A 25,412-nucleotide genomic window follows, 5' to 3' on the forward strand; every position below is an offset into this window, starting at 1 on the left:
ACGGGGCCCGGTGGAGGAGCCCTGCGACGGCGTTACGGGAACGGGCACCAGCCTGGGCCGCCGCCCTGACCCGGACAAGCACGACACGGCTTCCCGCCGGGCTGGAACCGTCCCACCCCTGGTGACGTGGGTGTTCTCGGGGGGCTGGAACGCCCTGGAACGGCTGCGGGGAGGGTCGAGCGTGTCGGATGACACCGAGGGGGCCGCACGGGCGTTGCTGGCGGAGCGGCTGAGCGCGCTGCGGGAGGGGTCGGGCCGGCCGTACGCATCGCTGGCCCGCCGCATCGGAGTCAGCGGCTCCACGCTGCACCGGTACTGCACGGGGCGGACGGTGCCCGCGGAGTTCGCTCCCGTGGAACGCCTGGCCCGCCTGTGCGGCGCATCGGCCGAGGAGCGGGAGGCGCTGCACCGCCTGTGGATCCTGGCGGACCACGAACGCCTCGACCGGCAGGGGGCGGCGGCGGCAGGGAACCCGTCGGGGGCCGTGCGGGTGGCGGTCGTACCGGAGGACGCTCCGGCCGGGGAGGCGGGGTCGCCCCGGCGGCGGGCGGTGCCGCCCCGCGCCTTCGGGGCCGGTCCGTCCGGCGGGACCGGGTCCGGGCCGCCCCCGTCCGCGGGCTCCGGTCCGTCCGGCGATGACGAACCTGGCCCGGGGCGGTATTCCGGCTCCGAGGAGGTGGCCACGATCGGGAGCGGGCCTCCCCGGGGGCCGCTGTTCCGCTCGCGTCGGGGACGACGGTACGGGCAGGGGCTCGGTGTCCTCGCCGCCGCGGTCCTCGTCCTCGCCCTGATCGCGGCTTTCGGAGAGATGACGCTCCCGGGCCCGGACCGGAGCCCTTCGGTGGCCCAGCGGCCGGGCGGGCCTCCGGCCGACAGCCCGCAGCCATCGCCTTCCGGCTCCCCCACGCCCCAGAAGCCGCGGGCCACGCCGAGCGGGACCGCCCGCGCGACGCCGTCCGGCGGCACCCGGCCGAGTGTGCCGCCCGGCGTCGGACCGCGCGAGGAGACACTCCCCGGGCCCTCCGGGGGAGCCCCGGACCCGAAGACCGGACGCGCGCCGTTCACCTGGACCGCGGACGATCACGTCTGGAAGAACGGCTGCGACCACTCCTACCTGGCCGACCGGGCGCCCGCCGCCGTCCCGCCGCCCCCGGTGGAGGCGGACGCGGAGTCCTGGGCCGGGGCGCTCGGCGCGGTGCACGCGGGCGAGGCGGGTGTCCGGATCACCTTGCAGGGGCGCAACGAGCGTGCCGTGGTGCTGGAATCCCTGCGGATCCGGGTGGTCGAGCGTCGTTCGCCGGCGGACGGCCGGGTCTACCGGATGAGTTCCGGCTGCGGCGGGGCCCTCACCCCGAGGATGTTCGACGTGGATCTCGACGTGCCCCGCCCCGTCGCCCGTTCGGTCGCGGGCAACGACTCGGGCGAGCCCATCGAGGCGTTCGCCTTCCCGTACAGCGTCTCCGTCACCGATCCCGAGGTCCTCCTGATCACGGGTCGCACGGTCGGCTGCGACTGCGACTGGTTCGCCGAGCTGACCTGGAGCGCCGGCGGTCGGTCCGGCACGGTGCGCGTCGACGACGGCGGGCGGCCGTTCCGCACGAGCGGGGTACGAGGACGGCCCGTGCTCGACCACGACACGGCCACCGGCCGCTGGGTGCCCGTGCCGGACGCCGGGGAGGCCGCGTCCTGAAGCGGCGACCGCTGCGCGGAGGCGCCCGGGTGCGGATGCGCCCATCCTGGTGGAACGTACGGATCACCCGGCGCGGACCTGTGCCGGCCGCGGACGCTCCTGGTGGAGGTGCCGATGGACCCGGTCACCGCTCTGCGGCGGATCGCCTTCCTGCTGGAACGCTCGCAGGCCGCCACGTATCGGGTGAAGGCCTTCCGTACGGCCGCGGCCGCCGTGGATGTGATGGCCGCCGGGGAGGCGGTCGAGCGGGTGGCCGCGAACTCCCTGGAGCAGGTCGCCGGGATCGGACCCCGCACCGCCGAGGTGATCAGCGAGGCCCTGGCCGGGGAGACGCCCGGGTATCTGGACCGACTGGAGGGGGAAGCCGCCGCTGAGCCGCCCGTCGAGGGGGGCGAGGAGCTCTTCGCCCGGCTGACGGGCGACTGCCACCTGCACTCGGACTGGTCGGACGGGGGCAGTCCGATCGAGGAGATGGGCCGGACCGCCGCGGACCTGGGGCACGCGTGGGCCGTCCTCACCGACCACTCGCCCCGGCTGACGGTGGCGCGCGGCCTGTCGCCGGAGCGGCTGCGGGAGCAGCTCGCGGTGGTGGAGCGGCTCAACGAGGAGTGGGCCCCGTTCCGGCTGCTGACGGGGATCGAGTGCGACATCCTCCCGGACGGCTCGCTCGATCAGGAGCCCGAGCTGCTGGAGCGACTCGACGTGGTCGTGGTCTCCGTCCACTCCAAGCTGCGGATGGACCCGGGGCCGATGACGCGGCGCCTGGAGACGGCGGTACGGCATCCGCGGGCCAATGTGCTCGGCCACTGCACGGGACGTCTGCTGGCCGGGCGCGGCCGTCCGGAGTCGCGGTTCGACGCGGACCGGGTCTTCGCGGCCTGCGCCGAGGCGGGTACGGCGGTGGAGATCAACTGCCGTCCGGAGCGGCGGGATCCGCCCCTGCGGCTGCTGCGTGCGGCCGTCGCGGCGGGGACACTGTTCGCGATCGACACGGACGCGCACGCGCCGGGGCAGCTCGACTGGCAGCGGTCGGGGTGCGCCCGGGCCGAGGAGTGCGGAGTGGCGGCCGACCGGGTGGTGACGACCTGGAGCGCGAACCGGGTCCTGGAATGGGCCGGCTGATCGGCGTCCGGGGCGCACGCGGCCGCCGTCGGGGGCGCGCGGCCGCCCGCTTCCGGAGGTTCGCAGGTACTCCGGAAGCGGGCGGCCGCGTCGGCCGGGCTACTTCTCGGGGTAGATGTCCCCGGCCTCCATGGCGCTCTGCTGCTCGCTCCGGTCCCGGATCGTCCGGGACTTCTTCTCCAGCCGCTCGCGCTCGTGCGGGTCGCTCGCGCGCTTTGCGGCCTCCGCGAGCTGCTGGGCCTTCTCACGCATCTGCCGAGCCAGGTCGGCGGGTTCGTCCGAACCGCTCATCACCACTCCTTGGACGCTGGGGACCTCTGCCCCCAGCGAACCAGCGACCGGCCGCCCTCGCATCCCGCACGGCCCGCGCTCTCGCGCCGCGAGCGGGGTGTCGCCACGGCGGCCTCCGCGTCGGCGGCCCGCCCAGGACGACCCGACGGAGAAGCCCTGGTCTCACCCTGAAGTCGAGGGTGAGGCTTTCTCTCCGCCTGCCGCCGGGAGGCGTCAGCCCTTGACGATGGCGTGGGCGTGCGCCGGGGCCCGGGCGGAGAGACCCTGGAGGCATGGCTGTTCTAGTGAATCCCCCAGGAGAGACACCGCCGGCCGAGGGTTCCATCGGGGAGGCCCACGAGGAACGCGCGGACGGCGGCATATGGGAGCATCCCGGCCTCTGGACCGCCCTGATCGTGATCGGAGCGCTCGCGGTCGCCGGGTTCTTCCTCGCCCGGATCTTCGGTTACGGATGAGCCGCGAGGTCTCCGCTTCGGCGCGCCGGATCACCGACGCGCTGCTGGAGGGGTACGGGCGGACGTACGCGGCGGAGGCGGGGATCCGGCTGCGTGACACTCCGCAGCCGCTCTACCAGCTCCTGGTGCTGAGTCATCTGCTGAGCGCCCGGATCCGGGCGTCGGTCGCCGTGGCCGCGGCGCGGGTGTTGTTCGCGGACGGCCTGCGCACCCCGCGCCGAATGGCCGATGCGACCTGGCAGCGTCGCGTGGACGCTCTGGGCGAGGGCGGCTACCGCCGCTACGACGAGCGGACCTCCACCCAGCTCGGGGAGGGCGCACATCTCGTCCTCGACGTCTGGAAGGGCGACCTGCGCCGGCTGCGCGCGGAGGCGGACGGCGACGTAGAGGCTCTGGAGGCGGGGCTCCGGCGTGTCCCGGGGATCGGACCGGCCGGGGCCGGCATCTTCGTGCGCGAGGTGCAGGGCCTCTGGCCGGAGACCGGGTTCCGGGTGGGTGCGAAGGGCCTCCAGGGAGCCGAGCGGCTTGGTCTGCCCACCTCCCCCGGCAGGCTGGCGGAGGTGGTGCGCGGGCGGGACCGGGCCGCGTTCGCCGCGGCGCTGGTCAGGGCTGCCCTCGACCGCCAGGTCGTCGAGACGGTCCGGGAGGCCGCGCGGGCGCGGGAGTGAGCACGCCGTGCGGCAAGGCCTCTAAGGGCGTCGGGGAGGGCAGCACCCACGACCTTCACCGGCGCCGGGCGGGCCCGCGAAGGCGCCCGGCGCCGTACGCGACGGCACGGGCGCCTCGGCTCTCTCAGCGGTCCAAGGACGTCCGCGCTGCGCGTGCCAGGGCCTCATCGCGATGGGCCTCGGCCTGTTCCTTCCTGCCCTCGGCCTTCAGCCGCTCGTTCTCGAGGGCGATGCCGTCCGATTCCTTGATCATGCCTTTGAGCCTCCGCGCCTTGGCGCGGGCTATGTCGGTGCTCTTTCCCACAGCTGCCTCCATGCCGCGAGGGAGATACGCGTTTCTCCCTCCACTATGCATACCCGCGCGGCGGAACGCAGGCAGCTACAGCAGTGGGTTCTCGTCGTCGTCCGGTCCGCCGCCCTCGACCCGCAGCGCGAGGTCCTGGAGGACGTCCGCCGACGACACGTCGGTCTGCCCGGAGTCGTGGACCTGGGCCAGCATCGTGAACGCGAGGGTGAAGGCGCTCACGAGCTGTTCGACCGCACCGCCGACCTCGCGCCCGACGACGGTGACCACCTCCTCCACGGAGAAGTCGTCGGGGATGGCGATGTGGGGCATCGTCTCGTTCAACAGGGCGGTGACGGCGCCCGCTCCCGCGTCCAGATCTTCCCGTTCGAGGTCCGCCTCCAGCAGACGCTGCATTTCGCGCGCCTCTGTGAGGATGCCGATCACGCGCTTCACGACTTCCCGTTGCTCCATGGCCGCGAGCATAGGGCGTGCAACCCGGTCGCAACGTCCGGTCGAGTTGACTCGCGTCCGGTTGTCGCGGCGCAGCCGTAGCCGAGAAGGGGCAGGTCCATGGAGTGTGACCCGAAATCGCCCGCCGTCGAGCTGACACCGGCCGCGGCCGGTCTGCTGCTTCGGCTGCGGGCGGAGCACGGCCCGTTGATGTTCCATCAGTCGGGAGGCTGCTGCGACGGCAGCGCGCCGATGTGCTATCCGGCCGGTGAGTTCCGCACCGGGAACGCCGATGTGCTGCTGGCGGAACTCGCCGTCGAGCACATGGCCGAGAGCGTGCCCTTCTGGATGTCGCGGAGCCAGCACGAGGTGTGGTCCCACACCCGGCTGATCGTGGACGTGGTGGAGGGCCGCGGCAGCGGGTTCTCGCTGGAGGCGCCGGAGGGGGTGCGGTTCCTCATCCGTTCCCGTCTGGTGGACGGATGAGGAACCGCACCCCGCCGCTCAGGCGGTGTCGCGCACCGCGACGATGCCGTTGAAGACGCCCGCGTAGGCGGTGCCGTCGGGGCCGATGGTGAGGGGCGCCCAGTTGTTGTCGTACGCCGGTCCGGTACCGGTGAGCGTGCGCCAGCGGCGCTCTCCGGTACGGAAGTCGACGGCGGTCAGATACCAGGCGTCGATGCCCAGCGCGTTGGGCTCCTTCTCGTAGAAGTAGAGCAGCCCGTTGGCGGTGGACAGCTTCGGCACGGTGGAGGGCGAGCGGACGGCGCTCTCCCACACGGTGTCGCAGCCGCTGCCGTCGGGCCTGACGTCGATACGGGTGACGCCGCCGACGACGCTGCGGCCGAGCAGCAGCGAGGTGGGGTTCTCGTAGCCGTAGTTGTTCTCGACGACGAGGCTGTCGCCCCAGCTGATCAGCGAGTTGTCGGTGGTCGACTGGCCCCGGCCGAAGACCGGGACCGAGCAGACGAGGCGGCGGTCGGCGGGGATGTCCGCGCCCCGGCGGAAGACGAGGACGTTCATCCGGTCGTCCGCGTTGTCGGTGATCGCGACGTAACGCTCGCCGGTGCCGAACAGGTCGGGGGTGGTGCCCGAGCCCTGGTTCACCGAACCGGGCTTGGTGCCGGTGCCCCGGTCGTACGTCTGCCGCCACCCGATCCGCGGGGTGCCGTCCGGGCCGGCCGTGAAGCTGTAGAGGGCGTGGTCGGAGACGATGGAGACCGCGTCCCGGTCCACGGAGAACGAGTTCTGGATCTCCTCGCCGTCGAGCCGGACGGACCGGACGGCCGAGGTGTCCGGGTCGACCGTCCCGACCCGGCCGAGCCGGGTGACCCACCAGATCCGGCCCTGCCAGTCGGGCATCACGGAGGTCACCGGGTCGCAGGTGCCGCTGGGGAAGAGGTTGGTCCAGGACACGCAGTCGTGCGGGACATGGCCGGTGAGGTCCCAGTCGTCCTCGACGACGAATTCCCAGCGGCCGTCCGCGCCCTGCCGGTGGGCGATGCGCAGGATGTGCTGACGCGAGTCGGCGAGGACGACCCGGTCCTGGTCGTCCAGGTAGAAGTAGGCGCCGCCCGAGGTGTCCTTGAAGATCTTGGAGAAGTCCAGGCGGGTGATCGCCTCGACCGTCGAGGATCGCTGCGGCAGCTTGTACTCGGCGAGCGTGCCGAGGGTGCGCGGGTCGAGCAGCTTGAGCAGGAAGCCGGTGAACGTCCCGCAGACCGTGATCAGCCGGCCGGCCGCGTCGAACGTCGCGGTGGCGCACTCGCCGCCGACCGGGGCGATCTTCTCGCTGGTCACCTCGGGGCTCCGGCCGAGCGGTCCGGCGTAGGGATGGGTGCCGCTGCCCGCAGCGTCCGCGTGCATGCCGCTGCGCCCGTTGGGTGCGAGGAAGGGGTGCTGCGGGGGCGCCTGGCCGGGAACCGGCGAGGCGGTGGCGGGGGCTCCCTCGTACCCCGCGACCAGGCGGTGGCCGGGAGCTCTGGGGATCTCGTCGGCCAGTGCGGGGGACGTGGGCCCGGCCAGCGTGAGCGTGGCGACGGCGAGTGTCAGGGCCAGGGCGCGGGCGAGCGCTCTGCGGTACGGCGGGGGCATCGGGCTCCTCGGTTACGGACGGGGGTCGCGCCGCAGCCCGACGTTAGGAGGAGCATCTTGAAGTGTCCATGGAGAGGAGAAGGGTTTCGCGTGCCCGACACGCTGCCGCAACACCGCGCCACGTGCGGCAACGCCCGCAACACACCGCGCCTCGCCCTATCCGCGCTGCGGAGGCTTCCGGTGCGAGCGGTTCTCCAGCATCGCCCGGCGGATGCGGGCCGCCGCGGCCCGGGCGTGTTCCGGCGTCGCGGTGTGGTCGGCGACCGAGGTGACGAAGCGGTGCAGCGGCTGCCGGCAGCGGGTGCACGGGGTGTCGGTGGTGACGCGGTGGCCGTCCTCGCACTGCGGGTCGGAGCACGAGCCGGGCATCAGCAACTGTTCGGCGATGTCCTGGGCGCTCCAGCGGCGGCGGCCGTCCTCGTCCTTCTCGTTGAGGGCGTGGGCCCAGCGCAGGTTCCAGCGGCGCTCGATGCGTTCACGGAGGAGACCCGCGCTGCGGTTCGCCAGCTCCTGGTGGATCAGGTCGTGGACGGTGCTCGGGACCCGGCCGCCGAGCGCCTGGAGGAGTTGCTGCGGCAACGCCTGGAGGACGTAGCCGCGCGGGTTGCTCTTGGCGTTCTCCCGCCAGCGGTCGCAGAAACAGGTTCCGTCGGGCCGTTTCGGGGCGTGGCAGCGGCCGCACAGTCCGCGGCACTCGGCGCACAGCCCTCCGTCGAGCCCGTCAAGGTGGGGCGCGGGCGCCCGGCCGCAGGACTGGCAGCAGGCCGCGCACGGCCCGCAGAGCCGCTCGTTGCCCGCCTTCGTCGTCCAGATCCGCATCTGGCACCGGCAGCACAGGCCGGTGTTGCAGTACTCGTGGTGGGCGGCGCCCGAGTGCCGGCCGGAGGGCGGAAAAGACATCTGCCCATTGTGCGGGATGTCCGGGACCGGCGTGGACCGGCCGCCGGCACGGGCCGGGCCGGGAGCGGGGTCCGCGGCGAGGCCCAAGCCGGGGGTGGGAGTGGGGCCGGGGTCAGGGGTGGAGGCCGCTGACCAGGTCGGCGGTGGCCCCGACGCCGTCGTGGATGGTCGGCGCCATGCTCGTACCGGCCAGGAAGAAGCCCAGCAGGACGCAGACCAGTGCATGGGAGACCTTCAGTCCGCCGTTGCGCAGGAAGATCACTGCCAGGATCAGCATGAGCAGGACCACCGAGATCGAAACGGCCATGGCCAACCTCCTCCGCCGCGCCGGATTTGCGGCATTCGGCCGCCAGTGTGGCGCAGCGGAGGGACTGTTCGGCGCGTGAGCGTGTCGGCCGAACGGGTACTTCCCGGCCGGGAGGCGTTACGAGGCCGGGGAACCGTTCCCGCGAGCGCGGAGGAATCGTTCCAGTCCGGCCAGGTCGTCGGTGTTGAGGTGGTCGACCCCGGCGGCGAGCAGTTCGGACCAGACGGCGTCGCGTTCGGGTCCGGGCAGGTCGGGTGTGGCCCAGAAGCGGATGCGGCGGCCTTCCCGGTGGGCGGTGGCGACGAGGGCGCGGAGCCGGTCGCGCTCGGCCCGGGGGAAGGGGCCGGCGCCGAGCCAGCCGAAGCTCTGGGTCCAGTTGGCGCTGACGAGCGGGGCGAACGAGGCAGGGGCCGGGGTGCCGAGGTCGTCCAGGCGGCCGTCGTAGAACGCGTACCGGATGCGCTGCGCCTCCATGGGGGCGCGGGCGGCGCGGTCGCCGGAGATCACCGGGGTGACCGCGCCGGGGTGAACGCGGCCGTGGCTGTAGCGGGTGAGGATCCGGTGGTGGCGGCGCAGTTGCCGGTCCAGTTCGCGGTAGGCGGCGACGCCGTCGGCCTTGATGTCGATGAGGAGTTGCAGCGGGGCGCGGTGGTGCGGGTGGACGCTGCCGTGGCCCGCGCGGACCAGGGCGGCGAGCGGGTCCAGGTAGAGCGAGGCGAGGGTGCGGGTGGGGTCGAGCGTGGCGGGCTCGTGGGCCACGAGGAGGTCGCCGCCGACGAGGAAGACGTCGGCCTCGACACTGGTGAACCCGTGGGCGAGCGCGTCGTGCAGCGGCCGGGGGTGCAGGTAGTCGTTGTGCGCGTGGGCGTGGCGCAACGGGCGCGGGCCGCGCGGCCGGGCGGGTGCGGCGACCGCCGTCGCGGTGGGGGCGGCGACGGCCACGGCGGCGGTGGCGAGGGCGACCGTGAGCGCGCGGCGGCGGGTGGGGTGGGCCATGGAGGGACTCCCTGAGCGGCGGACGGACGAGGGACGGTCGCGTCGAGTATGGAGTCGCGCCCCCGCCACTGGGCAGGTACCTGCCAAGAGTTGGCTGGACCGTCGCCCACCGGTCGGCCGGGCCGCATCGGTTGTTCGCCGGGCGCCACACCCCGCTCGACCGACAGACGGTGCTCAGCCGGCCGCCACGCGCTCGCTTCCGGCGGTCCGCTCGCCCCAGCGGACCGTACGGTCGCACCAGCGCTCCAGCAGCACCCGGTCGTGGCCGACCGCGAGCAGGGCCGCCCCGGACGCGGAGCGGTAGCGCTCGACCACGGCGACCAGGGCGGCCGTCGTGGAGGCGTCGAGCATCGCGGTCATCTCGTCGCAGATCAGCAGCCGGGGCTCCAGCACCAGGGCCCGTGCCAGACAGGCCCGCTGGAGCTGGCCGTCGCTCACGGCGTGCGGGCGGCGCTCCAGCAACTCCTCGGAGAGGCCGACCAGCGGGGCCAGTTCCGCGACTCTCTCGGGGACGTCCCGGCGGCGCCCGGTGGACCGCAGCGGCTGGGCGATCAGTTCGCGGAGGCTGAGCCGGGGGTCGGCGGAGAGCCGGGGCTGCTGGAAGACGACGCCGACAGCCGTGCGCTGCTCGCGCGGGGCCCGGTGCCGCCAGCCGCGTACGACCGTGCCGTCGAGGGTCATGGCTCCGGCGTCCGGGCGGTGCAGGAGGGCGGCGACCTTGGCCAGGGTGGACTTGCCGCAGCCGCTGGGGCCCAGCAGCCCGACCGCCTCGCCCGCCGCGACGTGCAGGGAGACCTCACGGACGACGGGGTCGCGGCGGTCGTATCCAGCGGTGATCCGGGTCAGCTCAAGCATCGGCGGCCTCCTTGAGGGGGTGCGTCCGGCCGGGCAGTGGGTGGTGACAGGCCAGGTCGGACGCGAAGGCCGGGCGTTCGCCGGTGCAGCGCGTGTCCGCGTGCGCGCAGCGGGCGGCGAAGGCGCAGCCGTCGGGCAGCGCCCCCAGCTCCGGCGGCATCCCGGGGATCGGGGCGAAGTCCCGCTCGGGCAGGGCGTCCAGCAGACCTCGGGCGTAGGGGTGGCGGGGGCCGGGTGCGCCGAAGAAGGGAGCCGCGTCGGCGATCTCGACGATCCGGCCCGCGTACATCACCGCGACCCGGTCCGCGATGCGTTCGGCGGCGGCCAGGTCGTGGGTGATGATCAACAGCGCCCGGCCCTCGTCGGTGTGGCGCCGCAGCTCGTCGACGGTCCGCTCGACGAGGTCCCGGTCGAGCCCGGTGGTCGGTTCGTCGGCGAGCAGCAGCGGGGCGTCGCCGACCAGGGCGAGGGCGGTCGCGGCGCGCTGGGCGAGGCCGCCGGAGAGCTCGTGCGGGTAGCGGTCGAGGTGGTCCTCGGGGAACGAGGCGCGGTCGGCGGCCGCCACGGCGGCCTTCGGCAGCTCGCTCCCCCGCACCCCGGTCAGCTCGCGCAGGCTCTCCTCCAGCTGGGCCCGGACCGTGCGCACGGGGGTGAGGTGGGCGGCGGGACTCTGCGGTACGAGGCCGATGCGCCGTCCCCGTACGGTGCGGGCGAGGGTGCGCTCGTCGGCGGTCAGCAGGTCCGTGTCCCCGCCGAGCACCGCGCTGCCGGTGGTCGCCGCGTTGGCGGGCAGCAGGCCGAGCAGGGCGGAGGCCAGGACGGACTTGCCGCAGCCGCTCTCGCCGACCAGGGCCACGCACTCCCCCGGCGCGACGGAGAAGCGGGCGTCGGTGACGGCCGCGATGTCCCGGCCGCCGCGCATCCGGAAGCGGACGGAGAGGTTCTCGACCGCGAGGACGGGGGGCTCGGCGGATTCAGGGGCGCGGGTCACAGCATCAGCTCCGATTTCCGGCGCGGGTTGATCCGGTCGCGCCAGGCTCCGGCGAGGCCGGCGAGCGCGAGGGTCGGGATGATCAGGAAGAGGCCGGGGAAGAGGGTGGGCCACCAGTCCCCCGCGAGCAGCGAACCGCGCGCCGACTGGACGAGGTTGCCGAGGCTCGCCTGATGGGCCGGGAGCCCCAGCCCGAGGAAGGAGAGCGCCGACTCGTGCCACATCGCGTGCGGCACCATCAGCACCGCCGCCAGACCGGCCTGCGGGAGCACGCCGGGCAGCAGGTGCCGCACGATGACCCGGGTGCGGGAGGCACCGCCGGAGACGGCCGCGTCGATGAAGGGGCGCGAGCGCAGCGAGAGCACCTCCGAGCGGACGATCCGGGCGGTGGACAGCCAGTGCGTCAGGGCCACCGAGATGATCACCGGCCAGACGCCGGGCCGGAACATCGCGACGATGAAGATGCCGAGGAGCAGGTGGGGCACGGAGGACAGGGCGTCGACGACCCGCATGACGATCCGGTCCGTCCAGCCGCCGAACGCCCCGGCGAGCGCGCCGATCGCGGTGCCGATGACGGTGGCGGTGAGGGCCGCGACCAGGCCGACGAGCAGCGATACGCGCAGGCCGTAGACGCAGCGCAGCAGGAGGTCGCGGCCGACGTCGTCGGTGCCGAACGGGTGGGCGAGGGACGGCGGGTCGAGCTTGTTGGCCAGGTCGACGGCCTGCTGGTCGAGCTGGGCCAGCGGCGGGACGACGAGGACGGCCAGCGCGACGGCGATGACGATCGTGGCCGAGGTGACGATCCGGACGCGGCGGGTGGTGCGGCCGGGGAGGGCGAGCGCGGTCTCAGCCATCGAAGGCCACCCGGGGGTCGGCGAGTCCGTAGAGGAGGTCGGAGAGCAGGTTGCCGAACAGCACGGCGGCGGTGGCGAGCACCGTGAGCGCGGCGAGCAGGGAGAAGTCCACCGAGGTGGCGGCCTCCACCGTGGCGGCGGCGATGCCGGGCCAGCTGAACACCGTCTCCACGAGCAGCGCGCCGGTGATGAGTTCGGGGACGCGGGAGCCGATCAGGGTGAGCATCGGCAGCATCCCGGAGCGCAGGGCGTGGCCGAGGAGCACGGTGCGCTCGCTCAGCCCCCGGGCGCGGGCGCCGCGCACCGGGTCCTCGGCCAGCGCGTCGGCGACGCCCTGGCGTACGTACAGGAAGAACCACGGCAGCTGGGAGACGCCGAGGACGGCGGCGGGCAGCACCAGGTGGGAGGCGACCTGACGAGAGGTGACGACGTCGCTGGCGGCGTCGGTGAGTCCGCCGGCCGGGAGGACGTCCAGCTTGAGGGCGAAGAACCAGATGGCGAGCAGCCCGAGCCAGAAGGCGGGGGCGGCCTCCAGGGTGTAGGCGGCGGAGCTGACACACCGGTCGAGCCAGCCGCCGGGTCTGCGGGCGGCGAGGACGCCGAGGCCGGTGCCGAGCAGGATCGCGACGAGGAAGGCGGTGGCGGCGAGCAGGACGGACCAGCCCATGCGCTCGGCGATGACGTCGGCGACCGGCTGGCGCATCACACTGGAGTCGCCGAGGTCGCCCTGGAACGCCGAGGTCAGCCAGTCCCACCAGCGGGCGACGAGCGGCTGGTCGACGCCGAGGTTGGCCCGCAACTGGTCGAGGTTCTCCTGCGATGCGGTGAGCCCGGCGGTGCCCGCGTAGGCCTTGACCGGGTCGAACGGGGACGCGGCGGCGACGGCGAAGACGCCGAAGGTGACGACGCCGAGGACGGGGACGGCGAACAGGGCCCGCCGTCCCGCCATCCGCGCCATCGGCCCCCAGGGGAGGCGTCGGCTCACTTCTTCGAGCCTCCGGCGCCCTCGGTGGACCACTTCTCGACGTTCCACCAGGGGCCGGAGGCCAGCCCGTGGTCGTGCGGCTCGACCTGGGTGGTGAGGGGGCCGAAGCGGTCGTCGACGACGTAGAGGTGGTCGATGTGGGTGAGGAAGGTGTAGCCCGGGTTCTTCACCAGCTCGCGCTGGACGGTGTCGTAGGCCTTCTTGCGCTCGGCCGCCTCGCCGCTGCGGCGGCCGGCCTCGATCGCGGCGTCGACGGCCTTGTTGTCGTACCAGGCCATGTTGTTGAAGCCGTCGCCCGCGAGGGAGGACTTCAGCAGGGTGTACTGGTCGAAGTCGGGGTCGGCGGGCGATCCGCCGCCCGCGAGCACGGCGTCGTGCTTCATCCGGGGCTCGATGACCTCCCAGGTGCCGGCCTCGGCGGTGATGGCGATACCGGCCTTCTTGGCGTCGGAGGCGTAGGCGAGGGCGTGCTCCTGGCGGAGCTTGTCGCCGGTGAGGTACCAGAGCGGGAAGGCGGCGCGGACGCCGTCCTTGACCCGGACGCCGTCCTTGCCGGGCTTCCAGCCGGCCTCGTCCAGGATCTTCTTCGCGGCGGCGAGGTCGTGGGGGCGCTCGGTGCCCTGGGTGAACCACTCGCTGTCGGTGGGGACGGGCCCGTAGGCGGGCTTGCCGTCGCCGTTGAGGATGGCGTCGACCATGGTCTCGCGGTCGACGGCGATGTCGAGGGCGCGGCGCACGGCGGTGTCGCCCGCGACCTTGTTGTGGGTCGGGAGGGTCACGGTTCGGTAGTCGTAGGTGGTCGCGGCGATGGTCTTCTTGCTCTTGTCCTCCGCGAAGCCCTTGGCGAGGTTGGGCGGCAGGATCGCGCCGTCGAGGTCGCCGGAGCGCAGCCGGGTGGCGCGCACGTCGTCGTCCTTGATGATCGCCATGGTGAACTTCTTCACCTCGGGCTCGCCGCCCCAGTAGTGGGGGTTGGCGGTGAAGCTGAGCTTCTCGCCCTTGGACCACTTGGTGAGGACGTAGGGCCCGGTGCCGATGGGCCGGGTGGTGAAGGCCCCGGTGTTGACATCCTGCTCGCCCGCGACGTGCTGGGGGGCGATGGGCAGGACGGTGCGCTGGGCGAACGGCGCGTAGGGGTACTTCAGCGTGAAGACGACCGTGTCCTCGCCCTTCGCCGTGACGTCCTCGACGGCGTCCAGTTCGGTGCGGGAGGCGTTGTTGGTCTTCTCGTCGAGAATGGTGCGGTAGGTGAAGACGACGTCCTTGGCCCCGAACGGCTTCCCGTCGCTGAACTTCACGCCCCGGCGCAGCTTGTACGTGTACGTCAGACCGTCGGCGCTGACCTCGGGGAGCTCGGCGGCCAGGGCAGGGCGGAGCTTCATGTCCGCGTCCAGGGCGAGCAGTCCGTCGAAGATCTTGGAGTTGCCGTCCTTGCCGTAGCCGAGCAGCGGGCTCAGGCTGTCGGGCTCGTAGGCGATGCCGACGACCGCCGAGGTGGACCCCGATCCCGATCCGCTCTTGGCGGTGTCCGGGTTCGAGCAGGCGGCTGCGGTCAGGGACAGGGCGGTGGCCATCGTGGCGGCGACCGCCACCCGTATCGATCGGGCCGTCATAGTCTGCACATCCCTGTTCAAGATCGGCTGTAATTGCGAACAGTGTGCAATTAAACAGCACGTAAAAGACCCTGGTACAGCCCGCCTCGACAGACGAGACGGGTGCACCAGGGTCGCTGCCTCCGAGGACGCCCCTACGGGGCCGGCAGTTCCGCCAGCTCCGCGACGGCCCGACGATGGCGGCCCGCCGTGCCGTACGCGATCGAGTCGGCCTTGGCGCGCTTCAGATAGAGGTGCGCCGGGTGTTCCCAGGTCATGCCGATCCCACCGTGCAGCTGTACGCACTCCTCGGCGGCGTGGACCGCGACGCCGGAGCAGTACGCCTGGGCCACCGCGACCGCGAGCGGGGCGTCGGGGCTCCGGGTGGCGAGGGCGTCGGCGGCGTTGCGGGCGGCGGCGCGGGCCGAGACGACCTCCAGCCAGAGCTGCGCCATCCGGTGCTTGAGCGACTGGAACGAGCCCACGGGCCGGTTGAACTGGTGGCGTTCCCGGGTGTACCGGACGGTCTCGGTCAGACACCACTCCGCGAGGCCGAGCTGTTCGGAGGCGAGCAGTCCGGCCCCGGCGAGCAGTCCGCGCCGTACGGCGGCGGCGCTCGCGTCCGCTTCGGCCAGCAAAGTCCCGGCGGCCCCGGTCAGGGTGACGGCGGCCAGCGGCCGGGTCAGGTCGAGCGGGACGAGCGGGAGGACGGCGATGCCGGGGTCGGTGGCCTCGACGGCGTACAGGCCCTCGGCGGTGGGCACCAGCAGCACGTCGGCCACCGCCGCGTCGGCGACGCCGCGTACCGTCCCGTCCAGTGAGGCGCGCGTCGCCTCCGCCCCGGCGGGCGGGGTAGCGAAGGGCACGGCGAGCACCGCCGTACGGGCTCCGGCGGCCAGCTCGCCCAGGAGTGCGGCGGCCGGTCCGTCCGCCGCGCCCAGCGCGAGCAGGGTCTCGGTGGCCACGACGGAGCTGGTCAGATACGGGGCGGGGGCCACGGCCCGGCCCAGCTCCTCCAGCACCACAGCGGCCTCGCGGTGCGACGCGCCCTGGCCGCCGAGCTTCTCCGGGACGAGGAGTCCTGCCGCGCCGATGCCGGTGGCGAGCGAGGACCACAGCCGCTGGTCGTACGGCGTGTCGGACTCGGTCGCCGCGATCACCGTCGGCGCGTCGGCCCGGTCGGCGAGGAGGGCGCGCACGGCGGAGCGCAGGTCCTCCTCGTCCCTGGAGTAGAGCAGGTCGGGGGTGACGGGGGGCTGGGCGGGCGCGGTCATCGGCTCAGGTCCTTCCAGGCGACGCCCTTGTCGTTGCGGGGTTCCAAGGGCAGTCCGAGGACGCGCTCGGCCACGATGTTCAGCAGGACCTCGCTGGTGCCGCCCTCGATGGAGTTGCCCTTGGAACGCAGATAGCGGTAGCCGGCGTCCCGTCCGGTGAAGTCGACCAGCTCCGGGCGGCTCATGGTCCAGTCGCCGTACAACAGGCCTTCGTCGCCGAGCAGTTCCACTTCCAGGCCGCTGATCTCCTGGTTGAGCCGGGCGAAGGCGAGCTTCATGCCCGAGCCCTCGGGTCCCGGCTGTCCGGCGACGAGCTGCTGGCGCAGCCGCTCGCCGGTGAGCCGGGCGACCTCGGCCTCCACCCAGAGGGTCAGCAGGCGCTGGTGGGTGTCGGGGGTGCGCAGCTCGGGGCGCTCGCGCCAGGTCCGGGCGACCGGGCCGATCATGCCGCCCTCGCGCGGGATGCGGGAGCCGCCGATGGAGACGCGCTCGTTCATCAGGGTGGTCTGGGCGACCTTCCAGCCCTCGCCGACGGGGCCCAGGCGGTGGCCGTCGGGGATGCGTACGCCGGTGAGGAAGACCTCGTTGAACTCGGCCTCGCCGGTGATCTGGCGCAGCGGCCGCACCTCGACGCCGGGGTCGGTCATGTCGCAGATGAAGTAGCTGATACCGCGGTGCTTGGGCAGGTCCGGGTCGGTGCGGGCGATGAGGATCGCCCAGCGGGCCAGGTGGGCGCTGGACGTCCAGACCTTCTGGCCGTCGACGATCCAGTCGCCGCCCTCGTCCCTGACGGCACGGGTGGCCAGGGCCGCGAGATCGGATCCGGCGCCGGGTTCGCTGAACAGCTGGCACCAGACCTCCTCCCCCACCCACAGCGGGCGCAGGAAGCGGCGCTTCTGCTCGTCGGTGCCGAAGCCGAGGACGGTGGGCGCGGCCATGCCGAGGCCGATGCCGATGCGGCGCGGGTCGTTGTCGGGTGCGTCGGCGGCGGCGAGTTCGGAGTCGACGGCCTGCTGGAGGGAGCGGGGCGCGTCCAGTCCGCCGAGGCCCTCCGGGTAGTGGACCCAGGCCAGGCCGGCGTCGAAGCGGGCCTTCAGGAAGTCGGTGCGGTCGGTGGTGGCGGGCGGGTGCGCGGCGAGCAGCTCGCGAGTGCGGCGGCGCACCTCGGCGGCGTCGACAGCGGGACTCATCGGGCGCCTCCGGGCAGGACGACGATGCGGCCGGTGCTGGTGCCGTCGGCGACACGCTGGACGGCGTCGGCCGCTTCGGCCATCGCGACGCGCTCACTGACCAGGGGGGTGACGATGCCCTGCTCGGCCAGCTTGGTCAGCTCGTCGTGGCAGGCACGGACGGCGGCCGGGTCCTTGGTGTTGTACAGGCCCCAGTGCAGCCCGACGACGGAGTAGTTCTTCACCAGGGCGTGGTTCAGGCCCGGGGTGGGGATGACGCCGCTGGCGAAACCGACGACGAGGATGCGTCCCTCGAAGGCGACGCACTTGACGGACTTGGCGTACGCGTCGCCGCCGACCGGGTCGTAGACGACGTCCGCGCCGCGCCCGCCGGTGGCCTCCTTCACGGCGGCGACGATGTCCTCGCTCCGCCGGTCGATGACCAGGTCGCAGCCGAGCTCGCGGGCGACGGCCGCCTTCTCCGGGCCGCCGACGACGCCGATGACCTTCGCGCCCGCCGCCCTGCCGAGCTGGACTGCGGCGCTGCCGACACCTCCGGCCGCCGCGTGGACGAGGAGGGTCTCCCCGGGCTGGAGGCGGGCGCGACGGTGCAGGCCGAACCAACCAGTCTGGTAGCCGATGTGCAGGGCGGCCGCTTCGGCGTCGTCCAGCGCGTCGGGTGCGGGCAGCAGGGCCGCCTCGTCCGCGACCACGAAGTCGGCGAAGCCGCCGTGCGGCAGGGCGGGGGTGGCGAGGACACGCCGCCCGTCCTCGGTGGTGCCGCACACCTCGACGCCCGGGGTGAAGGGCAGCGGCGGCCGGACCTGGTACTGGCCCCGGCAGAGCAGGGCGTCGGGGAAGTTGACGTTCGCCGCGCGGACCTCGACGAGCACCTGCCCGTCGCCGGGCACGGGCCGGTCCGTCTCCTCCAGCCGCATCACCTCGCCCGGCTCGCCGTTCCGGTGCACTCGCCATGCCTGCATGAGGGGCCTCCACAACACTGTCGGCTGCAACCGCTGCCGCGGTCGGCATTACCACTGCTGCGTCGCATACTAAGCGGTCGCTTGCCGATCTGGGAACACCGCGGGCCCCACCCCCGGGCTTCAGGCGCGCTTCGGCTTCGCCCGCACGTGCATGCGCTCGCCCTGCGGACCGAAGAGGCTGAGGAACTCCACCGTCTCGTCCTCGGCCGGGCCGAACCAGTGCGGCAGCCGGGTGTCGAACTCGGCGGCCTCGCCCGGCTCCAGCACCAGATCGTGTTCGGCCAGCAGCAGCCGCAGCTTCCCGGAGAGCACGAACAGCCACTCGTACCCCTCGTGCGTCCGCTGTTCCGGCGGGCCGCCGCTGCCGGGCTCCTGGATCAGCTTGTACGCCTGGAGACCGCCCGGCCGGGCGGTCAGCGGCAGCATGGTCCGGCCGTGCTGCACGATCGGCTTGGCCCGTACTCGCGGATCGCCGACCGGTGCTGCCCCCACGAGGTCGTCGAGCGGCACCTCGTGGGCGCGGGCGATCGGCAACATCAGTTCCAGGCTGGGGCGACGGCCGCCGGACTCCAGCCGGGAGAGCGTGGAGACGGAGATGCCGGTGGCGGCCGAGAGCGCGGCGAGGGTGACCCCGCGGTCCTTGCGCAGCCGCCGCAGGCGGGGGCCGACGCCGGAGAGGACGGATTCCAGTTCCGGGTCGTCCCGGTCGTGTTCCTTCATGCGGCCATTGCAGAATCGGCAAGCCTGTTTGTCAACCTGCCAAGTCGGGCGACGGCAGCCGCAGGGCAGCCCTCAAGGGGACACCCCCTAACCGGCGAAGACCTCGAACGTCACCGCCGGCCGGCCGCCGAAGTGCTCGGCCGCCTCCTTCGTCAGGTCCTCCACGAGGTTTCGGCAGTAGCGCTCCGGCTCCTCCTGGGTCAGCGCCTCGATGTAGGTGCGGTGCTCCAGCAGCGACCGGACCGAGCGTTCGAGACCGGCGGTCGCGTCGACCGCGTGAGTGGGCCGGTCGCTGCCCGCCACGGCGGTCCAGCGCACCCCGTCCCACGGATCGAGCCCCCGCTCGCCAAGCTCCGGGAAGATCCAGCGGTTGCCCGCGTCGGCGACCGCGTCCAGTGCGGCGCGCCCCACCGCGCGGTGGTCGGGGCTGTTCCAGGCGACCCCTCCCCAGGTGTCCCGGTGGTTGACGGTGACCACCAGCTCGGGGCGGTGCCGGCGGATGGCCGCGGCGATGTCGCGGCGCAGGCCGGTGCCGTACTCGATCACGCCGTCGCGGTGGTCCAGGAACTCCACGGTCCGCACTCCGACGACAGCGGCGGCGGCCCGCTGCTCCCGCTCGCGCACCGGCGCGCACTCCTCGGGCGACAGCGTGTCGATCCCGGCCTCGCCGCGGCTGGCGAGGAGGTAGACGACCTCACGGCCACCGTCGGTCCATTCCGCCACGGCCGCGGACGTTCCGTACTCCAGGTCGTCGGGATGGGCGACCACCGCCAGGGCGCGCTGCCAGTCGACGGGCATGGGTTCGAGTAACTGCGTCATATCGTCAGGCTACCAACGTGCCGTCACCGCACAGGCTTCCCGGCACCGGCACCGGGCGTGCGACGCTGGAGTCCGGTGACGCTCACCGCGGACACGGCTCACCCGGCCTGTCCGGGCCCGGTGAGGGGTGCCCCCCACCCACCGCTCCGGCGAACGAAAGGAACCCGCTCGTGCCCAGCCCCGCCTCCCTCTCCCCCGCCCAGGCCGCAGCCCGTCTGGAGGAGTTCACCGTCATCGATGTGCGGGCTCCGGGCGAATACGCCGCCGGACATGTCCCCGGCGCCCTGAACATTCCGCTCGACAAGCTGCCGGACGCGCTGCCCGCGCTCAAGTCCGCCTCCGCGCGCGGTTCGCTGCTGGTGGTGTGCGCTTCCGGGGTCCGGTCCACACGGGCCTGCGAGATCCTCGCGGGAGCGGACATCGAGGCCGTGACGCTGACCGGCGGAACGTCGGCCTGGGAGGGCGACGGCCGCGGCCTGGACCGTCCCGAGGGCGCGCGCACCACCTGGCCCATGGAGCGTCAGGTCCGGCTCGCGGCGGGCTCGCTGGTGGTGGCGGGGCTGGTGGCGGGCATCCGCGTCCCGGCGGCACGCTGGCTGTCGGCGGGCATCGGCGCGGGCCTGGTGTACTCGGCGCTCAGCAACACCTGCGGGATGGCCGCGGCCCTCTCGAAGCTGCCGCACAACCGGGCCCCGCGCGCCGCCGGCGACCTGGACGCCACGCTGGAGGAGCTCCAGCGCTGATCCGGCGGGGCGGGCCGGTCCACGACCGGCCGGCCCCGGGGCGGGTGCGCGGGGCCCGGCCGGTCAGGCCTCGTCCCGCACCAGCGCCAGCAGCCGGTCCAGGACGCGGGGTCCGCCGGCGCGCACGCCGTCGTGCTCGTACTCGTTCGTCACCCAGGTCCGCGCCCCCCGGATCGCCGCCGCGGTGCGCAGCGAGTCCTCGGTGTGGACGTACATGTCGTCGTGGTAGACGGCCGCCGCGACCGGGACCTCGTTGGCGGCGAGCCGCTCGGGGTCGTACAGCACGGGCCAGTCGGTGCGCTGTGCGAGCAGTTCGGCGGTCTCGCGAAGCGGGCGCAGGGCCGGGTCGACGTCGAAGTGCCAGGGGTGGATGGTCTCGCCGGTGAAGAGGACCGGGCCGCCGCCCGCCAGCGCCTTCGCCGCGTCGAACTGCGGGAACTCGCCCCGGACCCGCTCGGCGGCCCAGGCGGTGGGGCGCTCGCCCTGTCCGTAGATGGCCTCGTGGAGCAGGGCGTAGAGCGGGTGCCCGGCAAAGGAGGCGGCCGTGCGCATGGCCTCCTGGAAGGCGTCGGAGAGTTCGGTGCCGCCCGGGGTGCGGACGAACGCGTTCTCCAGCAGGTAGTGGAGCTGGTGGCTGCCGCTGCCCGAGCCGAGCATGATGCCGAGCGACTGGAAGCCCTCGGGCGTCAGCCGGTGCCCGGCGCTCTCGGGCCGGTGCTCGGCGAGGTGCGCGGCGATCGCGCGGGCGCGCTCGACGTCCTGGGGATAGCGGGTGTAGTGGGCGGCGACCTTGCGTTCGATACGGGGGTACGCGGCCCGGTAGACGTCGTCCGCGTGCGCGTCCAGCGAGGGCAGCCCACCGGTGATCAGGACCGCCTTCAGCCCTTCCGGTGCGGTGGAGAGATAGTGGACGGCGCAGAAGCCGCCGAAGGACTGGCCGAGTACCGTCCAGGGTGCTCCGCCCGTGAGCTGCGGCCGGATCAGCTCGCAGTCGCGGACGATGGAGTCGGAGCGGAAGTGGGCGAGGTAGTCGGCCTGTTCACGCGGGCCGCCGCGCAGCGGGAGGGTCTGCCGGTTGGCCGGGGTGGACAGTCCGGTGCCGCGCTGGTCGAGCAGGAGCACCCGGAACTCGCGCAGGGCGCGGCCGAGCCAGGCCTCCGTGCCCACGAACCGGCGCGCGCCGAAGCCGGGGCCGCCCTCCAGGTAGACCAGCCAGGGCAGTTCCTCGCCGGCCCGGGAGGTGGCGACCGCTTCCCGGCCGTAGACCTCGATCTGCTCGCCGCCGGGGTCGCTGTGGTCCAGGGGCACGGTGAAACGCCGGTCGGTGAGGACGACGCCGGGCTGGCGGTAACTGTTCACGGGAACTCCTGATTCCGAGGTGCGGGCCGATCCGGGCGAAAGGGCCAGTTCAGCACATGCCCGCACCGGTCCGGCCAAGGGGTCCTCGGGGGATGCCCCGGACGGTCCCGGCCCGTGTGCGCGGCGGCCGCGGCGCTTCTAGCGTTCAGACATGATCCGGTTCGAGCAGGTCGGCAAGGTCTATCCGGACGGGACGACGGCGGTCGACGGGCTGACCTTCGAGGTGAACGAGGGCGAGCTGGTGACCCTGGTGGGCCCGTCCGGCTGCGGCAAGACGACCACGATGATGATGGTGAACCGGCTGATCGAGCCGACCTCGGGCCGGATCCTGGTGGGCGGCGAGGACATCGCCGGGATCGACCCGGTGAAGCTGCGCAGGCGGATCGGCTATGTGATCCAGCAGGTGGGCCTCTTCCCGCACCGGACCGTCCTGGACAACACCGCGACCGTTCCGGCACTGGTCGGCTGGAAGCGCGCCCGGGCCCGGGAGCGGGCGGCGGAGCTGCTGGACCTGGTGGGCCTGGACCCGGGGACGTACGGCTCGCGCTATCCGGCGCAGCTCTCCGGCGGGCAGCGCCAGCGGGTGGGCGTGGCGCGGGCGCTCGCGGCGGATCCGCCGGTGCTGCTGATGGACGAGCCGTTCGGCGCGGTGGACCCGGTGGTGCGGGAGCGGCTGCGACACGAGTTCCTGGCACTCCAGCAGCGGATGCGCAAGACGGTGCTCCTGGTGACCCACGACATCGAGGAGGCGGTGCGGATGGGCGACCGGATCGCGGTGTACGGGGAGGGACGCATCGAGCAGTTCGACACCCCGGCCGCCGTGCTCGGCACCCCGGCGACTCCGTACGTGGCCCGGTTCGTGGGCTCCGACCGGGGGCTGAAGCGGCTGTCGGTCACCGCGATCGAGCCGGAGGACCTGGAGGAGTCGCCGGTGGCCCGGCTGGAGGAGCACGCCGGGGCCGCGGCGGCCCGGCTGGCGACCGCGGGGGCCCGCTGGGCGGTGGTCCTGAACGGGACGGGCGAGCTGCACGGCTGGGTGTCGGCGGACGCGTTGCGGTCGGCCGGGGAGGAGGAGACGGTGGGCGGCCTGGCCCGCCGGATGGACGCGTGGGTGCCGGTGGGCGCCCCGCTGAAGCAGGCGTTCAGCGAGATGCTCCAGCACGACGCGGGATGGGTGGCGGTGCTGGACGGGGCCCGGTTCCTCGGGGTGCTGACCCCCGCCAAACTGCACGAGGCGCTGCGCCGGTCGGTGGACGCCGACGCGCAGGGAGTGGGCCGCGAGGAGGTGGAGTTCGATTCCGTGGCGGACGCGTAGGGGGCGGGGGCGGCCCGCCACACCTTGCCCGCGTTTGCATATAACCCGCGTACGCAATTATTGTGGACGCCAGTAAGCGTCGCACGTCGGGATTTACGGCGGACGGCGCGCACGAGGCACACCGCTGCACCGCTCTACCGGAAGGCCGTCACATGTCCACCGTCCCCGCCGTCACCCTCAACAACGGCGTGGCCGTCCCCCAGCTCGGCTTCGGCGTCTTCCAGGTGCCCGACGAGGAGACCACCGCCGCCGTCTCCACCGCGCTGGAGGCCGGCTACCGGTCCATCGACACCGCGGCGATCTACGGCAACGAGGCCGGCGTCGGCCGTGCGCTGGCCGCCTCCGGGATCCCCCGCGAGGAGCTGTTCGTCACCACGAAGCTGTGGAACGCCGACCAGGGCTACGACGCGGCGCTCGCCGCCTTCGACGCGAGCCTGGCCAAGCTCGGCCTCGATCACGTCGACCTCTACCTGATCCACTGGCCGACGCCCGCCCACGACCTGTACCCGGAATCCTGGCGCGCCCTGGAGAAGCTGGCCGCCGACGGCAAGATCCGCGCGGCCGGAGTCTCCAACTTCCAGCCCGCCCATCTGCGCAGGCTTCTGGACACGGGCACGCTCGTCCCGGCCGTCAACCAGATCGAGCTGCACCCGGGCCTTCAGCAGGCCGAGCTGCGCGCCTTCCACGCCGAGCACGGCATCGCCACCGAGGCCTGGAGCCCGCTGGCCCAGGGCGCCCTGTTCAAGGAGGCGGCACTGGTCTCCATCGCCGAGCGGCACGGCAAGTCCCCGGCCCAGGTGGTGCTGCGCTGGCACCTCCAGCTCGGCAACGTCGTCATCCCCAAGTCGGTCACGCCCGAGCGGATCCGGCAGAACATCGACGTCTTCGACTTCGAGCTGTCGGCCGCGGACATGGACGCCGTCGCCGCCCTGGACCGCGGCATGCGCACCGGCCCGGACCCCGACACCCTCAACTGACCCGGATCACCGGTCAGCGCCCGCGGCGGTAGCTGCTGCCGTCCCGGGGCCGGACCAGCAGCCCCGCCACGACGAGGTAGCGGCGCAGCGCGGAGCAGTCCTCGTGGAGGGTGAGGAGCGCCTCGTTCACCTCGCGCTCGGTGTACGAGCGCTCCCGCACGAACAGCGTGTCGGCGAGGTGCACGAGCAACTGCTCCCGCCGGGCCTCCTTGCGCGGGATCGCGACCAGGCGGCCGTGCGAGAAGAGCGCCTCGACCCGATGGGTGCGAGGAGTCCGGGACGTCGACGGAGCAGTCTCTTGTTCGGCGGGCATGGCCGGAAGCGTCGCAGGCGTCCGGAGGTCGGGCAACGCCTTTTCGACGTTGCCCGACCTCGCGTTGACAGACCCGTACCGCCCGGGTTCTGATAGTGCACGTGCGGCGTGACGTCGGCCAGAGAGATCTGGGCCGGCCGGCGGTCAAGCCAGCACCTTCTTCCCAGGGATGACGCCATGAGTCCACTCATCGCCCCCTGCCTCTGAGCACCTCGACCTCCGAACGCCTCGCCGCGGGCACTCCGCGACGCCGGGCCATCGCCTGCCCGCATTCCTTCCGGGAGACCCAGACCTCCATGCCCCATGCCTTCCAGCAGTCCGTGATCACCGAGTTCCGCGCCAACGCGGGGAAGGTCGGCGGCCCCTTCGAGGGTGCCGACCTCCTCCTGCTGACCACCACCGGAGCCCGCTCCGGGAAGCCGCACACCACACCACTCGGATACGTACGCGACGGCCGCCGGCTGATCGTCGTCGGCTCCAACCTCGGCGCACCGCTCCACCCCGACTGGTACCGCAATCTCCTCGCCCGTCCCACCGTGCGGGTCGAGTTGGGGGACGAGGAGTTCGAGTCCCTCGCCGTACCGGCCGAAGGAACCCGACGCGACGAACTCTTCGCCCGGGTGGTCGCCGAAGCGCCCGGGTACGCGGACTACCAGGACGCGACGGACCGGCTGCTGCCGGTCGTGGTCCTGGAATCGCCCGAGCCCGACACGACGGCCCCTGTGATCGCGTCGCTCGCCGACAAGCTGGTGGAGGTGCACACCTGGCTGCGCGGCCAACTGCGCCACGTGCACGACGAGACGGAGGCGCACTTCGGCGCGCGGGCTTCCCACCCCGGCGGAGGCGAACCGCCCGCACCCGGTCTCGGGCTCCGGATCCGGCAGCGCTGCCTGGCGTTCTGCCAGGCGCTGGAGTTCCACCACACGGCCGAGGACGGCCATATGTTCCCGACGATGGAGGGCTACCACCCCCAGTTGGGGCACGTCTTCGACCGGCTGCGGGAGGAACACCGGAGCATCGGGGCCGTACAGGCGGCGCTCGCCACCCTGCTGGCCGATGTGGCGATCGCGGAGCCGGACCGCTTCCGCGCCGAACTGGCACGGATGACCGAGGAGCTGACCGCCCACCTCGACTACGAGGAGGAACACATCCTGCCCCTGCTGGCCGGTGTGCCCTGGCCCCCGGCAACGCCCGCCTCCTGAGC

28 protein-coding genes are annotated in these 25,412 nt (G+C 73.3%); 9 read left to right on the forward strand and 19 right to left on the reverse strand.

Annotated elements, in window-relative coordinates; genetic code table 11:
• The first annotated feature begins 181 nt into the window (after positions 1–181).
• Both ACIRJT_RS05125 and ACIRJT_RS05130 read left to right on the forward strand, forming a co-directional pair.
• Positions 182–1,690: a helix-turn-helix domain-containing protein gene (locus tag ACIRJT_RS05125; protein ID WP_403904708.1), complete on the forward strand. Its 1,509-nt coding sequence runs from the start codon at positions 182–184 to the stop codon at positions 1,688–1,690.
• Positions 1,691–1,804: 114 nt separating this feature from the next.
• Entirely contained in the window at positions 1,805–2,812 is a 1,008-nt protein-coding gene (locus ACIRJT_RS05130) for a PHP domain-containing protein (RefSeq protein WP_403904710.1), read from the forward strand.
• 99 nt (positions 2,813–2,911) lie between these two features.
• On the opposite strand, the gene ACIRJT_RS05135 is transcribed toward ACIRJT_RS05130, so the two are convergent.
• A complete protein-coding gene (locus tag ACIRJT_RS05135; protein WP_403904712.1) occupies positions 2,912–3,103 on the reverse strand; it encodes a DUF6381 family protein in 192 nt (63 codons plus the stop codon).
• 272 nt (positions 3,104–3,375) lie between these two features.
• Between ACIRJT_RS05135 and ACIRJT_RS05140 the strand changes: the two genes are divergently transcribed.
• Positions 3,376–3,558, forward strand: coding sequence for a DUF6480 family protein (locus ACIRJT_RS05140; protein WP_403904714.1), 183 nt, complete (start codon positions 3,376–3,378; stop codon positions 3,556–3,558).
• Positions 3,555–4,226 carry an endonuclease gene (locus ACIRJT_RS05145; protein ID WP_403904716.1) on the forward strand — a complete coding sequence of 224 codons (672 nt, stop codon included), beginning with the start codon at positions 3,555–3,557 and terminating at the stop codon, positions 4,224–4,226. The genes ACIRJT_RS05140 and ACIRJT_RS05145 overlap by 4 nt, the downstream gene beginning before the upstream one ends.
• 124 nt (positions 4,227–4,350) lie before the next feature.
• Here ACIRJT_RS05145 and ACIRJT_RS05150 read toward each other — a convergent pair whose 3' ends face one another.
• Positions 4,351–4,530: a hypothetical protein gene (locus ACIRJT_RS05150; RefSeq protein WP_403904719.1), complete on the reverse strand. Its 180-nt coding sequence runs from the start codon at positions 4,528–4,530 to the stop codon at positions 4,351–4,353.
• Between the two features lie 75 nt (positions 4,531–4,605).
• Positions 4,606–4,995, reverse strand: coding sequence for a hypothetical protein (locus ACIRJT_RS05155; RefSeq protein ID WP_003964352.1), 390 nt, complete (start codon positions 4,993–4,995; stop codon positions 4,606–4,608).
• An 87-nt stretch (positions 4,996–5,082) separates the two neighbouring features.
• On the opposite strand from ACIRJT_RS05155, the gene ACIRJT_RS05160 reads away from it, so the two are divergent.
• Complete coding sequence (locus ACIRJT_RS05160) at positions 5,083–5,448, forward strand: DUF779 domain-containing protein (protein ID WP_403904722.1); 366 nt, start codon at positions 5,083–5,085, stop codon at positions 5,446–5,448.
• An 18-nt stretch (positions 5,449–5,466) separates the two neighbouring features.
• Here ACIRJT_RS05160 and ACIRJT_RS05165 read toward each other — a convergent pair whose 3' ends face one another.
• The 14 genes from ACIRJT_RS05165 to ACIRJT_RS05230 all read right to left on the reverse strand — a co-directional run bounded on the left by ACIRJT_RS05165 (position 5,467) and on the right by ACIRJT_RS05230 (position 19,501).
• On the reverse strand, positions 5,467–7,056 hold the full coding sequence (locus tag ACIRJT_RS05165; RefSeq protein ID WP_403904725.1) for a hypothetical protein: 1,590 nt from the start codon (positions 7,054–7,056) through the stop codon (positions 5,467–5,469).
• Between the two features lie 156 nt (positions 7,057–7,212).
• Entirely contained in the window at positions 7,213–7,956 is a 744-nt protein-coding gene (locus tag ACIRJT_RS05170; protein ID WP_403904727.1) for a hypothetical protein, read from the reverse strand.
• 112 nt (positions 7,957–8,068) lie between these two features.
• Complete coding sequence (locus ACIRJT_RS05175) at positions 8,069–8,263, reverse strand: hypothetical protein (protein ID WP_018955839.1); 195 nt, start codon at positions 8,261–8,263, stop codon at positions 8,069–8,071.
• A gap of 117 nt (positions 8,264–8,380) precedes the next feature.
• Positions 8,381–9,259: a phosphatidylinositol-specific phospholipase C/glycerophosphodiester phosphodiesterase family protein gene (locus tag ACIRJT_RS05180; RefSeq protein ID WP_403904731.1), complete on the reverse strand. Its 879-nt coding sequence runs from the start codon at positions 9,257–9,259 to the stop codon at positions 8,381–8,383.
• A 174-nt stretch (positions 9,260–9,433) separates the two neighbouring features.
• A complete protein-coding gene (locus tag ACIRJT_RS05185; RefSeq protein WP_403904733.1) occupies positions 9,434–10,114 on the reverse strand; it encodes an ABC transporter ATP-binding protein in 681 nt (226 codons plus the stop codon).
• The gene (locus ACIRJT_RS05190) at positions 10,107–11,036 is read right to left on the reverse strand and encodes an ABC transporter ATP-binding protein (protein WP_403905452.1); all 930 of its coding nucleotides are present in this window, start codon (positions 11,034–11,036) and stop codon (positions 10,107–10,109) included. The genes ACIRJT_RS05185 and ACIRJT_RS05190 overlap by 8 nt, the downstream gene beginning before the upstream one ends.
• A gap of 65 nt (positions 11,037–11,101) precedes the next feature.
• Positions 11,102–11,959, reverse strand: a complete 858-nt coding sequence (locus tag ACIRJT_RS05195) for an ABC transporter permease (RefSeq protein WP_403904735.1) — start codon at positions 11,957–11,959, stop codon at positions 11,102–11,104.
• On the reverse strand, positions 11,952–12,917 hold the full coding sequence (locus ACIRJT_RS05200) for an ABC transporter permease (protein WP_403905454.1): 966 nt from the start codon (positions 12,915–12,917) through the stop codon (positions 11,952–11,954). The genes ACIRJT_RS05195 and ACIRJT_RS05200 overlap by 8 nt, the downstream gene beginning before the upstream one ends.
• A 23-nt stretch (positions 12,918–12,940) precedes the next feature.
• Positions 12,941–14,557 carry an ABC transporter substrate-binding protein gene (locus ACIRJT_RS05205; RefSeq protein ID WP_403904738.1) on the reverse strand — a complete coding sequence of 539 codons (1,617 nt, stop codon included), beginning with the start codon at positions 14,555–14,557 and terminating at the stop codon, positions 12,941–12,943.
• 134 nt (positions 14,558–14,691) lie between these two features.
• On the reverse strand, positions 14,692–15,810 hold the full coding sequence (locus ACIRJT_RS05210) for an acyl-CoA dehydrogenase family protein (protein WP_403904740.1): 1,119 nt from the start codon (positions 15,808–15,810) through the stop codon (positions 14,692–14,694).
• Positions 15,807–17,000, reverse strand: coding sequence for an acyl-CoA dehydrogenase family protein (locus ACIRJT_RS05215; protein WP_403904743.1), 1,194 nt, complete (start codon positions 16,998–17,000; stop codon positions 15,807–15,809). The genes ACIRJT_RS05210 and ACIRJT_RS05215 overlap by 4 nt, the downstream gene beginning before the upstream one ends.
• The gene (locus tag ACIRJT_RS05220; RefSeq protein WP_403904745.1) at positions 16,997–17,962 is read right to left on the reverse strand and encodes an NADPH:quinone oxidoreductase family protein; all 966 of its coding nucleotides are present in this window, start codon (positions 17,960–17,962) and stop codon (positions 16,997–16,999) included. The genes ACIRJT_RS05215 and ACIRJT_RS05220 overlap by 4 nt, the downstream gene beginning before the upstream one ends.
• Before the next feature lie 120 nt (positions 17,963–18,082).
• Entirely contained in the window at positions 18,083–18,682 is a 600-nt protein-coding gene (locus ACIRJT_RS05225) for a helix-turn-helix domain-containing protein (protein ID WP_003964368.1), read from the reverse strand.
• 87 nt (positions 18,683–18,769) lie between these two features.
• Positions 18,770–19,501: a PIG-L deacetylase family protein gene (locus ACIRJT_RS05230; RefSeq protein ID WP_403904747.1), complete on the reverse strand. Its 732-nt coding sequence runs from the start codon at positions 19,499–19,501 to the stop codon at positions 18,770–18,772.
• A gap of 170 nt (positions 19,502–19,671) precedes the next feature.
• Between ACIRJT_RS05230 and ACIRJT_RS05235 the strand changes: the two genes are divergently transcribed.
• Entirely contained in the window at positions 19,672–20,244 is a 573-nt protein-coding gene (locus ACIRJT_RS05235; protein ID WP_403904750.1) for a rhodanese-like domain-containing protein, read from the forward strand.
• A 63-nt stretch (positions 20,245–20,307) separates the two neighbouring features.
• Here the strand turns inward: ACIRJT_RS05235 and ACIRJT_RS05240 are convergent, their stop codons facing one another.
• Entirely contained in the window at positions 20,308–21,603 is a 1,296-nt protein-coding gene (locus ACIRJT_RS05240) for an alpha/beta fold hydrolase (RefSeq protein ID WP_403904753.1), read from the reverse strand.
• A 151-nt stretch (positions 21,604–21,754) separates the two neighbouring features.
• On the opposite strand from ACIRJT_RS05240, the gene ACIRJT_RS05245 reads away from it, so the two are divergent.
• Complete coding sequence (locus ACIRJT_RS05245) at positions 21,755–22,918, forward strand: ABC transporter ATP-binding protein (RefSeq protein ID WP_403904755.1); 1,164 nt, start codon at positions 21,755–21,757, stop codon at positions 22,916–22,918.
• A 152-nt stretch (positions 22,919–23,070) separates the two neighbouring features.
• A complete protein-coding gene (locus tag ACIRJT_RS05250; RefSeq protein WP_403904757.1) occupies positions 23,071–23,895 on the forward strand; it encodes an aldo/keto reductase in 825 nt (274 codons plus the stop codon).
• A gap of 13 nt (positions 23,896–23,908) precedes the next feature.
• Here the strand turns inward: ACIRJT_RS05250 and ACIRJT_RS05255 are convergent, their stop codons facing one another.
• Positions 23,909–24,208: a DUF2087 domain-containing protein gene (locus ACIRJT_RS05255; RefSeq protein WP_403904760.1), complete on the reverse strand. Its 300-nt coding sequence runs from the start codon at positions 24,206–24,208 to the stop codon at positions 23,909–23,911.
• A gap of 296 nt (positions 24,209–24,504) precedes the next feature.
• Here ACIRJT_RS05255 and ACIRJT_RS05260 point away from each other — a divergent pair, with 296 nt between their 5' ends.
• The gene (locus ACIRJT_RS05260; RefSeq protein WP_403904761.1) at positions 24,505–25,410 is read left to right on the forward strand and encodes a nitroreductase/quinone reductase family protein; all 906 of its coding nucleotides are present in this window, start codon (positions 24,505–24,507) and stop codon (positions 25,408–25,410) included.
• The last annotated feature ends 2 nt before the right edge of the window (positions 25,411–25,412 follow it).

The organism is Streptomyces sp. NPDC102283 (assembly GCF_044766265.1).
Taxonomy (GTDB): domain Bacteria; phylum Actinomycetota; class Actinomycetes; order Streptomycetales; family Streptomycetaceae; genus Streptomyces.